11 protein-coding genes are annotated in these 11,866 nt (G+C 53.7%); 6 read left to right on the forward strand and 5 right to left on the reverse strand.

Annotated features, from left to right (window positions below):
• Positions 1-32: 32 nt before the first annotated feature.
• Positions 33-605 (reverse strand): histidine phosphatase family protein, encoded by a 573-nt coding sequence (locus JTP09_RS08550; RefSeq protein WP_204878025.1) that lies wholly within the window; start codon positions 603-605, stop codon positions 33-35.
• Positions 606-645: 40 nt separating this feature from the next.
• On the opposite strand from JTP09_RS08550, the gene JTP09_RS08555 reads away from it, so the two are divergent.
• Entirely contained in the window at positions 646-1,359 is a 714-nt protein-coding gene (locus JTP09_RS08555) for an HAD family phosphatase (protein ID WP_204878026.1), read from the forward strand.
• A gap of 5 nt (positions 1,360-1,364) precedes the next feature.
• Complete coding sequence (locus tag JTP09_RS08560; protein WP_204878027.1) at positions 1,365-2,066, forward strand: hypothetical protein; 702 nt, start codon at positions 1,365-1,367, stop codon at positions 2,064-2,066.
• A 97-nt stretch (positions 2,067-2,163) separates the two neighbouring features.
• Here JTP09_RS08560 and JTP09_RS08565 read toward each other — a convergent pair whose 3' ends face one another.
• The 4 genes from JTP09_RS08565 to JTP09_RS08580 form a co-directional block, all read right to left on the reverse strand.
• Positions 2,164-2,838, reverse strand: a complete 675-nt coding sequence (locus JTP09_RS08565) for a methionine ABC transporter permease (protein ID WP_204878028.1) — start codon at positions 2,836-2,838, stop codon at positions 2,164-2,166.
• Positions 2,838-3,851 (reverse strand): methionine ABC transporter ATP-binding protein, encoded by a 1,014-nt coding sequence (locus tag JTP09_RS08570; RefSeq protein ID WP_204878077.1) that lies wholly within the window; start codon positions 3,849-3,851, stop codon positions 2,838-2,840. The genes JTP09_RS08565 and JTP09_RS08570 overlap by 1 nt, the downstream gene beginning before the upstream one ends.
• A 192-nt stretch (positions 3,852-4,043) precedes the next feature.
• On the reverse strand, positions 4,044-4,901 hold the full coding sequence (locus tag JTP09_RS08575; RefSeq protein ID WP_204878029.1) for a MetQ/NlpA family ABC transporter substrate-binding protein: 858 nt from the start codon (positions 4,899-4,901) through the stop codon (positions 4,044-4,046).
• Positions 4,902-5,120: 219 nt separating this feature from the next.
• Positions 5,121-5,903, reverse strand: a complete 783-nt coding sequence (locus JTP09_RS08580) for an FCD domain-containing protein (RefSeq protein ID WP_204878030.1) — start codon at positions 5,901-5,903, stop codon at positions 5,121-5,123.
• A gap of 213 nt (positions 5,904-6,116) precedes the next feature.
• Here JTP09_RS08580 and JTP09_RS08585 point away from each other — a divergent pair, with 213 nt between their 5' ends.
• The 4 genes from JTP09_RS08585 to JTP09_RS08600 all read left to right on the forward strand — a co-directional run bounded on the left by JTP09_RS08585 (position 6,117) and on the right by JTP09_RS08600 (position 11,853).
• Positions 6,117-7,721, forward strand: a complete 1,605-nt coding sequence (locus JTP09_RS08585; RefSeq protein WP_239479086.1) for an ABC transporter substrate-binding protein — start codon at positions 6,117-6,119, stop codon at positions 7,719-7,721.
• A 183-nt stretch (positions 7,722-7,904) separates the two neighbouring features.
• The gene (locus JTP09_RS08590; RefSeq protein ID WP_239479087.1) at positions 7,905-8,858 is read left to right on the forward strand and encodes an ABC transporter permease; all 954 of its coding nucleotides are present in this window, start codon (positions 7,905-7,907) and stop codon (positions 8,856-8,858) included.
• A gap of 6 nt (positions 8,859-8,864) precedes the next feature.
• Positions 8,865-10,964, forward strand: coding sequence for a dipeptide/oligopeptide/nickel ABC transporter permease/ATP-binding protein (locus JTP09_RS08595; protein WP_204878032.1), 2,100 nt, complete (start codon positions 8,865-8,867; stop codon positions 10,962-10,964).
• Between the two features lie 58 nt (positions 10,965-11,022).
• Entirely contained in the window at positions 11,023-11,853 is an 831-nt protein-coding gene (locus JTP09_RS08600; protein WP_204878079.1) for an ATP-binding cassette domain-containing protein, read from the forward strand.
• Positions 11,854-11,866: the final 13 nt, after the last annotated feature.

Genomic DNA, 11,866 nt, shown 5'->3' on the forward strand with positions numbered 1-11,866 from the left:
TGAAGGGTTCAGGTATAGAGAAAAGGGAGGTCTTATTGCTCAAGTAATGCGAGGTTAAACTCAAGCACACTGGCATTTTCGGGAATGGGGTGTTCTTCACCGGTCAGATGCCCCATAACTTTAGAAATCCACATGCCGTGGCTGACTACCACAATGTTTTTTCCTGCGTGTTTACCGGTAATTGCGTTTAGTGCCTCGATACCCCGGTCAATGAACTCAGTTTCAGGTTCTACCCCGGCAAAGAGAGTTTCAAAGTGTAGCCAGTTTTCGCGATCAACAATTTCGCCCTCGGCATCACCAAAGAATCTTTCTTTTAACCCATCTACCTGCTCCAGCAGGGGAAGTTCCAGAGCATCGGCAATAATCTGCCCGGTTTCGTGGGCGCGAGAAAGTGGTGAAGTGATGATTCCGTCCCACGCAAAATCGGGCTGAGTTTGCTGACGCATCAGTGCGAACTCGCTGAGGTTCGTGGCAGCAAGAGCAGCCTGCTCGCGTCCGGTAGCGTTCAGGGGAATATCAACCTGCCCCTGAAAGCGGCGGTCAATGTTCCAGTCAGTCTGACCGTGGCGAATAAGAACGAGAGTGGAAGCAGAATTTTTGGGCATAGGCTCTATTATCCCACGCCCGGCGTGAGAGCATAGAAGTATGTTTGAAACTTCTCTCTCATCTGATTGGTACCCTACCTGCGCTGTCTTTGACTGCGATGGTGTTCTTCTCGACTCTGAATCTACCTGGCTCACAGCCCAAGCAGAACTGTTTGAGCGCTACGGTGCAACGTTTACTCAGGCTGATGAGGACGCACTCATGGGTGCAGCTGCCCTCGATTTCGCTCGCGTACTGGCAGCCAACACCACCCCTCATGGTGCTTCTGCCGATGACGCGGCAGCCCACGAGAAACACATTATTGAGGTGGTTCTTAAGGTCGAAGAGAACATGATTGAGCGCGGTATGGAACGCATACCTGGTGCTCTTGACACCATTAAGAAACTCAGCAAGGTAATGCCCGTAGCGGTTGCCTCTAATTCTTCAGCTGACCTGCTGACTCGCAAGATGCAGGCTTTTGGCTTCGCTCCCTATCTCACCACCTGGGTAGGCGCTGATGACGTTGCCAGCCCCAAACCTGCCCCCGATATGTACGCCGAAGCGATCAAGCGTTTGGGCGGGGACTCCCAGCAGACACTGACCGTTGAAGATTCAGTCACCGGTGCCCGCGCAGCCCAGGAATCAGGCGCTAACACCCTAATTTTTACCGGTCACGGCGACACCGGCGCGCCCGGTCAGGGTCGCTTCGATTCCTACACAGACCCAGATTTTCTCGCGACCCTCAACCGCTGGGTTAAAGCGGCACGCAAGGCGTAATAGCTGTGAGTTCCCAGCAACCTCATACGCCCCAACCGCCGCGTAAGTACGGTCTGCGCTTTGAAGAACTCAGCGCAGAAGACCGCGAGTTCTTTCGCCCCTTTTGGGAGGAGCCTGCTCCCCACCCCAACTTCGTTGTTGAAGAACAGCGGTTGGTGAACGCGCGCGTGCGCATGGCAACGGGTCTTAGCTTCACCCTCCTCATGGTGAGCGCACTGGTCACAGCACTGCTAGCGCTGTCAGGCTTTTTCTTTACCGCAGGGGCAACCGCTATTGCCGTAGGTATAAGCCTTTTTCTCATCATTGCGGTACGCCGCAGACTGTTCAAAAGCCTGAGGTTGCCCGGCGCTCCCCCACCGGCAAAAAATGCTAAAGCCCGGTGGTTCTGGCTACCGCATCTGCTCGTTATCGCGTCGGTGTTTAGCCTGATTACCAGCTTCGCTCTCGTGCCCACCGTCTTTGCAGATCCCAACCCGCTCGTGACGCGCGCCTGGGGTATCTTCTTTGCCGAGTTGGGTATGTTTGGCTTACTCATTGCGGCTCTAGCGTACGGTCTAATTGCATTAGCAGCTTTTTCACCTCACGATGATGACGAGCGCATCATGCGGCCCACTGATTTTGCCGAGCAGCTCTTAGAACGCGACCTGCGCAAAAGTGAAGGCGACGACTTCTACGATTCTGACTGGATCACCGGCAAAAAACGCTAAACCCCATCTTAAAAACTCAAAGGGTGCCCTCTCTACAGAGAGGGCACCCTTTGGTATTACCCGGTGACGTACACAGTCACCAGAGTAAGAAAGCCACTTATCGACGCATAACCTTGCGGGCTAGCAGGTTACCCACCAGCTGCACCATCTGAACCAACACGATAATCACGGCAACAACCGTCCACGTAATCATGTCATTGAAACGCTGGTAGCCATCGACCAGGGCAACCTGCCCCAAGCCGCCGCCACCGATGTAACCTGCCATCGCTGACATATCAACAACACCAATGACTAAGAAGGTGTAACCCAAAATCAGCGGACCCAAAGCCTCAGGAATCATCACGGTAAAGAGAATCCGCAATTTTGAAGCACCCATAGCGCGGGCAGCCTCAATAACGCCCGGGTCAATAGACACCATATTCTGCTCAACAATGCGAGCAATAGCGAAAACCGCCCCCACACACATTGCAAAGATTGCCGCGTTAGTGCCCAGACGTGAGCCCACAATAGCGGAGGTCGCCGGTCCCAAAGCCGCCAGCAAAATAATGAAGGGAATAGGACGCACCACGTTCACAATAAAGTTCAGCACAATATTGACGGGGCGGTTAGCCAAAATATTGCCCTGACGAGTCGTGTACAGCAGAGCACCCATAATCAGACCAATGACACCGGCAATGAGCATGGTCGCCGCAACCATGTACAGGGTATCAAGTAGCCCCGGAATCAGCTTATTGGGAATGAAAGTTTCCCACTTAATATCTGACAGTGACATTAGCGAACCACCTGTACTCGGGTTACGGTTTGAAGCTCAGCAACAACAGCGTCGATTGACGTGATATCGCCTAGCAATTCGAGAGTGAGAGTGCCGTAGGTTTTGCCCTGGAGGGTTTCGAGGCCGCCCTGCACAATATTGAAATGGACGCGGCGCTCCGCCAAACGTGAAAGCACCTGCCCCAGCCGCTCATTGCCCTCAGTGATTTCAAGGTTAACCAGGTAACCACGGTGGCGGTGCTTCAGATCAGCAGCTTCTTCACCGGTGGGCGCAGTCTTGACGGTGGTACCCACAAAACGCTGGGCAGTAGCAGTCTGCGGAGCCGAGAACACCTCATAGACGTTACCGGTTTCGACCACGCGTCCTTTTTCCATCACGGCAACACGGTCGGCAATGGTTGAGACAACGTCCATCTCGTGGGTAATGACCACAATGGTAATGCCCAGTTCATGATTGACGCGCTTGAGCAACTGCAACACCTCGTGGGTAGTCTCAGGGTCAAGCGCTGATGTGGACTCATCTGCAAGAAGCAAGGAGGGCGATGTTGCCAGCGCACGGGCGATACCCACACGCTGCTTCTGACCGCCCGAAAGCTGATCGGGGTAATTCTTTGCTTTATCAGCAAGACCAACAAACTCAAGCATCTCAGCAACGCGAGCAGTGCGCTTAGCTTTGTCCCAACCCGCGATCTTCAGGGGGAACTCAACATTTGCAGCAACCGTACGAGAATTCATCAGGTTGAATTGCTGAAAAATCATGCCGATGTTGGTGCGGGCATCGCGCAATTGTGATTCGCGCTTACCCGAAATCTCAAAACCATCAACAAACAGGTGACCGCTAGTGGTTTCTTCCAGCCCGTTAATCAAGCGCACCAGAGTAGACTTACCGGCACCGGAATAACCGATAATCGCAAAAATTTCGCCGCGGTTAATAGTCAGCGACACATCATTGACAGCGATAACCTCGGTCTTACCACTCTTAAAAACCTTTGAGACATTCTTCAGCTCAACCATCGCCGTAGCGTCAGCGGTGCTGTGGGAAACTTCGCTCAATTTCTTACCTTGCCTTTATACAAAATTGCGGGCGCACCCGCGCAAGCCTACCTGCTGATTCAGGCAATAGCCAAAACGCAAGAAGCGGTAACCCGCGCCCCGCTCCCTGGGTAGAGATGGGGGCGCTGTTACCGCTTACTGGCGCACAATTACTTAGGAGTTACGCAGATCTTCTTCGAGCTCAGCCAAGGAAGCGCGCAGTTCTTCAATGTCGGTGGTAACCTCAACTGCGGTGCCACCGGAAACTTCCTGAACAGCGTCCTGAACCTTCTGGCTGTGGAAGATTTCTACCAGCTTCTTGTAAGTTTCGTTGTCCTGATCGCCATCGCGTGAAACGAAAGCATTGACGTACTTACGTGCTGAAGGGTTAGCAGGATCATCCATTGCCAGTGCCTCGTTGGGGTCAAGACCCGCATCGAGAATAAAGTCGTTGTTCACAACCGAACCTGCTACTGACCCCATGGAACGCACAGTCTGGGTAGCATCGACAGCAGAAATCTTCACCTTGGACTTCTTGGTATCAACATCATCAACGGTGGGAGCATCAGTTTCTGAGGTGAACTCAACCAAACCGTTAGCTTCAAGAAGTAGCAGAGCACGACCGCTGTTTGAAGGATCATTGGGGATAGCAATTTCGCTGCCCTCGGGGATCGCTTCAACAGAATCGTACTGTGATGAGAACAGAGCCATGGGGTAGATCACGGTGGGACCAACCAGCTGCAGGTTGTCATCGTTCTCTACGTTGTACTTTGAGAGGTAATCAAGATGCTGGAACCAGTTGAGGTCGATATCGCCGCTCTTGAGGGCTGGGTTGGGCTTGTTGTAGTCAGCCAGGTCAATGATCTCAACGGAGATGCCCTCTTCTTTGGCTGCTTCGGTGAAAGCCTCGTGTTCCTGGCTGGCGCCGGTTACACCAATTTTGATGGTTTCGCCTTCTGATGAGTTTGAACCGCATGCGGCGAGACCGAATGCGAGGGGAACAAGAGCCAAAGAGGCAACAAATTTCTTCACGGCTATGAATCTTTCTGCTGAATAAAATGCAAGGGACGCCGTTGCGGCGTGCTGTATTAATTAGACCACGCAGCAGAATGCTTCACGATTTTTCGTGCCTAAATGGGGGCGAAAATCACGTGTTGGGTGCAATATGAAGTCATACTGTCACAGTATGTAATATTCGTTCACGTTAGCGACGTCAAAAACAAGCTCTATTGGGCGGTCAGCAGAACCTATTTAATGTGCCTGCGATTCAACCGCAGCCTGGCTTTCCAACTGACGAGCCCACTTCTCGACGCGACCCCGAATACCATCAAAGTGCGCGGTCATTAGATTGACAGCAGCAACTGCATCCCTGCATTTGACTGCCTCAAACAGGGCGGTATGCGCATCAGCCAGTTCGCACAAATCTTTACCGGCAACGGGAGCAACCCCGTCGAGCGACACAGAAATATTGTTGTACACCTGCCAAAAAACATCGAGCAGACCCGAAAGTAGCTCGTTACCCAGCGGAGCAAAGAGGGCAGCGTGAAACTGCTGATCCCACACCGCAATAGAACTGCCACCCCGGCTAGCTGCCTCAATACCCTCAGCAGCAACCCGCACGAGTTCTAACTCATCATCTGAAATGGTAGCTACAACAAAAGGAATCAAACCCGTTTCAAGCGCTTGACGCACATCTACCAGCTCAAGCGCCTCACGCCCATTATCAAAAAGCGAAAGACGCCCGCGAAAGGTGAGAGCACGCACCATAGGAGTCAGCGCGTCGTTACTCACGAAGGTGCCAAAGCCGTGCTGCACCTCGACGATACCCACCGCGTCCAACGCCTTGATTGCTTCACGAATAGAGTTTCGTCCAGCGCCCAGTTCTTCCATCAGCTCATGTTCGGGGGGCAGAGGTGAACCCGCCGTGAGTTTGCGCTGCAAAATAGCATCAACAATCTGTTGCTGCAGAAGTTTCTGCCGTTCACGGGCTGTGGGTTTTGTAGCACCGGTGCCTTTAGCCACCAACGCAATCACCTCTAAATCTTTCACTAAGAATGAAAAGCCATCTTATTTTTACACACCGCTCTTGGCGCTTTGCACCAAAGTTTTTATAGAGCGACACACTGCCACACACTTGTGCTTTGTTATTTAAGTTACTAACGTGAAGTTTATCAGGTAGGACGTCCTACCTCCCGCCGGGGCGAGCCCCTGGTCTTCTTTCATATGAGTCACAAAGGAGAGACTTCCATGAACACCCCCATCACCTCGGCATTCAACCGCCGCGGCTTCTTCAAGGTCGCTGGCTCAGCCAGCGCAGCACTCGCATTCGCAGCAGGCGTTTCAGCGTGTGGCAACAACAACTCATCATCAGGTTCAACCGCTGAAGCAGGCGCAGACGCAGTCAACAAAGACGGCGTCATCAACGCAGGTATTGCTTACGACGTATCAACCTCATTCGACCCCGCAGTTGCATCAGGCGCAGGTCCCATGGCAGCAAACCTGCACATCTTTGAAGGTTTGACCGGTCTTGACCCCGCAACCCGCGAGCGTTACAACGCTCTGGCAGCAAGCGACCCCGAAATGGTCGATGACACCACCTACCGCGTAGTATTGCGCGATGGCGCGAAGTTCCATGACGGTTCACCCGTGACCGCTAACGACGTTGTATCAACCTTCAATCGCTTCTCAGCTCCCGAGTCACTGTTCGCACAGTTCCTCTACTTCCTGGATTCAACCACCGCAGTAGATGAGAAGACCGTTGAGTTCAAGCTCAACCAGGCGTTCCCCCTCTTTGCTGACCGCATTTCACTGGTGCAGATTACCCCCGCATCAGCAGCTGACAACCTCGAAGCCTTCGGCGCTAACCCCATCGGTTCAGGCCCCTACAAGTTTGTCTCAGCAACCAAGGGCGCAGAGATCAAGTTCGAGCGTTTCGAAGACTACAACGGTCCCCGTCCTGCTCTTGCAAAGACCATGAACTGGTCAATCCTTGCAGATGCAGCAGCTCGCGTGACCGCTATGCAGTCAAAGCGTGTTCAGGCTATCGAGTCAGTACCCTACGACAACGTTAAGGTTCTTGAGAACTCAGGCGTCAACGTTGAATCAGTACAGTCTTTCGGTCTGCTGTTCCTCATGTTCAACTGCGAAAAGGCTCCCTTCGATAAGAAGGAAGTACGTCAGGCACTGTTCTACGGCATTGACATGGACAAGGTCATCACCAACGCTCTGCTCGGTAACGCAACCGCAGCAACCTCCTTCCTGCACAAGGAACACAAGGACTACGTTGAGGCTTCCACTGTCTACACCTACGACAAGGCTAAGGCTCAGCAGTTGCTCAAGGACGCCGGTGCTGAAGGTATCTCATTCACCATTCACACCACCGACCACGACTGGGTCAAGCAGTGCTCACAGCTGGTTCAGGAATCACTGAAGGACCTCGGTCTGAACGTCACCATCTCCGATCAGGCATCAGCTGCTCTGTACTCAGACTTCGTTGACTCAGGCAACTACGACGTTGTACTGGCACCCGGTGACCCCTCAGTATTCGGTAATGACGCCGATTTGCTGCTCTCATGGTGGTACCGCGGTACAACCTGGCCTGAGAAGCGCTTCCGCTGGTCAAACACTGACGAGTACAAGCAGGTTCAGGAGCTCATGAACTCAGCTGTTATGGCTGAAGATCCCAAGGAAGACTGGAAGAAGGCTATCGACATCATCGCCGAGAACGCGCCTTTGTACCCCCTCTTCCACCGCAAACTCCCCACTGCTTGGGACGGCTCAACCCTCAACGGTTTCAAGCCACTACCCACCACCGGTCTGTCATTCCAGAACGTTGGTTCAACGCAGGCGTAATCCTGCGCGCAAGTTCGCGTTTTTCGGTTCTTGAGACTCTACATTCCACACATACTTGTTGATTCTCAACCATCGTGAATCGTGCACAGAAGGTTGCGGCAGGTTACCTTTATCGGTTGATCTGCCGCAACCTTCTTTTTCACCGCAACACCCCTATCTAGCGTTAGGTCTAGGGAGACCCCGTTGTCTAACTTTCTTCGACTTCTCGGAAGGCGCCTTCTTGCCCTTCCTGTCATGCTCTTGGGCGTGACCATTCTCGTCTTCGTTATTTTGCAATTTACCCCCGGTGATCCGGCGACCATCGCTCTTGGCGAAGGTGCCTCGGAAGAGGCGAAGGCAGCCTACAACCGCGAGATGGGCTATGACCGTCCCCTCGTCGTTCAGTACTTTGCCTTCCTTGCACGCTTGGTTCGCTTCGATTTGGGCATGACCACCCCCCCGGCTCAGCCCGTGATCGACCAGATCAAGATGGCATTCCCCATGACTTTGCAGCTCACCTTCTTGGGCGTTGTCATCGCTGCGGTAGCATCTCTTATTCTGGGCGTCGTCGCGGCGCTCTACCGCGATCGCTGGCCTGATCAGATCATCCGCGTTTTCTCCATGGCATCCATCGCAACCCCCTCATTCTGGCTGGGTATTCTATTGATCCAGTACTTCTCCCTTGAATTGGGATGGTTCCCCTCCGGTGGTTCTTCAGCCCCCGGCGCTGGTTTTGGTCCCTGGATCAACCACATGTTCCTTCCTGCTCTTGCGTTGGCGGTGCCGGTGAGTGCGTCCTTGATTCGTACCGTTCGTACCTCAATGGTCGAAGAGCTCGATAAGGACTACGTTCGCACCGCTATCGGTAACGGTGTGCCCCGCAAACAGGTTATTACCAAGAATGTTCTCAAAAACGCTCTCATCACCCCCGTTACTGTTCTGGGTCTGCGCATCGGTTACCTCATGGGTGGCGCGGTCGTTATCGAAATGATCTTCTCACTCAACGGCATGGGTAACCTCATCTTCAACGGTATTACCGGTAACGACATCAACCTCGTTCAGGGCGTAGTTATTACCATCGCGGTTGCCTTCGTTCTGGTGAACATCGTCGTTGACCTTCTGTACATGCTCATCAACCCGCGTATTAGGACGGTGTAACCTACCATGCGATCAGGTTTAGCTGACCGCCTTTCGCAGCCGGGAATCCGGTTCAAGGCGCTCCCCCTGGGCTCAAAAATTGCCCTTACTTTCTTGGCACTCATTATTCTGATGGCAGCGTTTGCACCGTTTGTTGCACCGCACGACCCGCTGGCATCAACCGGTGCCCCCATTTCAGCACCCGATGGTGAATACCTCTTCGGTACTGACCGTCAGGGTCGTGACGTTCTCTCGCGTCTGGTCTTTGGTGCCCGCGCGTCCTTGCAGGTTGGTTTGGGCGCTGTTGCTCTGGCACTTGCTTTGGGCGGTATTCTCGGTGCTATTGCGGCAACCGGTTCAAAGGTTATCTCCGAAATCGTGATGCGCCTGATGGATATCCTCATGGCGTTCCCCGGTATCGCTCTGGCAGCTGTTCTGCTGGCTTCACTCGGTAACTCCGTGGGTACCATCATCGTTACCATCGCTATTGTTTACACCCCGCAGCTGGCACGCGTTGTGCGTGCGCAGGTGCTAGCGGCATGGGACGAAGACTACGTCCGCGCTGAACGCGTCATGGGTGCAGCACGCCCCTACATTTTGCTCAAGCACGTTGTTCGTAACACCATCGCTCCCGTTCTCGTGTTCGCAACCGTTATGGTTGCAGATGCGATTATCTTGGAAGCATCACTGTCATTCCTCTCAGCAGGTGTTCGCCCGCCGAGCCCCTCATGGGGTAACGTCATCGCTGACGGACGCGCGCTCGTACTTGCCGGTGGCTGGTGGGCAACCACTTTCGCTGGTTTGGTCATCCTGCTGACCGTGCTTGCGCTGAATGTTCTCTCTGAGGGTATGACCGACGCCATGGTTAACCCCAAGCTGCGTCGCAAGGTCAAGATCGATGAAGAGAACAACACCGGTGGTCGTACCTCAGGTGCTCTCACCGCTGCTCCTTCAGCTGCTGATGATAAGTCATACGGTGAAGCTGTTGGTACCGATGCTCTTTCAGATACTCCGCGCAAGATTACCGCTGAAGAAATCTCAGCCGGTGCGTTGATCAGCGAAAAGGGCTATCAGGATCGTCTGGCTTCAAAGAACCTCGAAGGTGTTTTGACTCAGCTCAAGGACGCTGAGAGCCGCCGTGGCGACCGTCTGATTGCGAACCCAGAAGCTCGCGTCATTCTTGAGGTCAAAGACCTCTCAATTTTCTTCCCCGAACGTTTCGGCGACACCCCTGTTGTTGACCGCGTCTCCTTCACCGTTCATGAGGGTCAGACTATGGGTCTTGTGGGCGAATCGGGTTCAGGTAAGTCAATTACTTCACTGGCAATCATTGGTTTGCTCGATAAGAAGGCAAAGATTACCGGTTCGGTGATGTTCGAGGGTCAGGAGCTGGTTGGTGCCTCAGAGGATCAGTACCAGAAACTTCGCGGTGCTGTGATCTCTATGGTTTACCAGGATGCGTTGAGCTCGCTCAACCCCTCCATGCTGATTAAGGATCAGATGTTGCAGCTGACCCGCCGCGGTGGACGCAAGACTCCCGAGGAACTGCTCACCCTGGTAAAGCTTGATGCAGAACGCACTCTGAACTCTTACCCGCACGAACTCTCCGGTGGTCAGCGTCAGCGCGTGCTGATTGCTATGGCACTTTCACGCTCACCCAAGCTCGTGATTGCCGATGAGCCCACCACTGCGCTCGACGTGACCGTTCAGAAAGAAGTTATTGCTCTGTTGAACGAGCTGCGCGAGCAGTTGGGCTTCGCCATGATCTTCGTGTCGCACGACTTGGCTCTGGTGGCTCAGGTAGCTCACCGCATCTCGGTGATGTACGCGGGTCAGGTTGTAGAGTCTGGCGCTACCAGCCAGTTGCTGATGAACCCCAAGCACGAGTACACCCGTGGTCTGTTGGGCTCAGTTCTTTCAATTGAGTCAGGTTCTAAGCGTCTCTACCAGATTCCCGGCACCGTGCCTTCCCCCGGCGACTTCGCCAAGGGTGACCGGTTCGCTCCGCGCTCACTGCGCGAGGGTGCTGACCCCAACCAGCAGCTCGTCTTTGTGCCGGTTGAAGGCGAAGAAGACCACTACTGGGCATCGCACCTTGAAACCACCTCGACCAAGCAGGGAGCTTAAGGCAATGACTGAATCAGTAAACGGCTCAGTAGCAGCAAGCAGCGAGGCAGGGGAAAACATGCTCAACACCCAGGGTCGCGAGGCAGTAGCCCGAGTTTCAGAGCCCATTATTGAGCTCAAAGACATCAAGGTCTATCACCGTTCACGTACCGGCGGTATCTTCAAGCCGAACATCGTGAAAGCCGTTGATGGTGTATCACTGTCGATTCGCCGCGGTGAGACCATCGGTATCGTGGGTGAATCTGGTTGCGGTAAGTCAACCTTGGCATCGGTTGTTGTTGGTTTGCAGAAGCCAACCGACGGTCAGATGACTTTCAAGGGACGCGACGCGCTCAAGCGCAACGCTGCTTTCCGCAAGGAATTTGGTTCTGATATTTCAATCATCTTCCAGGATCCGGCAACCGCGCTTAACCCGCGTATGACCATTCAGGATATTCTCAAAGATCCCCTAGATGTTCACGGTATTGGCGATAAGTCAGGACGCGACCGTCGCGTGCGCGAGCTGCTCAACCTCGTTGGTTTGCCGCAGTCAGCAGCGGACGCGATGCCCTCACAGATCTCAGGTGGTCAGCGTCAGCGCGTGGCAATTGCTCGTGCGTTGGCTTTGGAACCCAAGATTATTGTGGCTGATGAGCCCACCAGTGCTCTCGACGTATCAGTTCGCGCGCAGGTTCTGAACCTGCTCAGCGACCTGAAAGAAGAGCTCTTCTTGGGTATGGTCTTTATTTCTCACGATATTCAAACCGTTCGCTACGTCTCTGACCGCATCTGCGTGATGAACAAGGGCAAGATTGTTGAGCAGGGTTCTGCTGAGCAGGTTTTCGATCACCCCACCCAGGATTACACTCGCAAGCTCTTGGGCGCAGCGCCCACCCTCTTGCACGTCTAATTCCGCTTTTGAT

The organism is Rothia sp. ZJ1223 (assembly GCF_016900985.1).
Lineage (GTDB): Bacteria > Actinomycetota > Actinomycetes > Actinomycetales > Micrococcaceae > Rothia.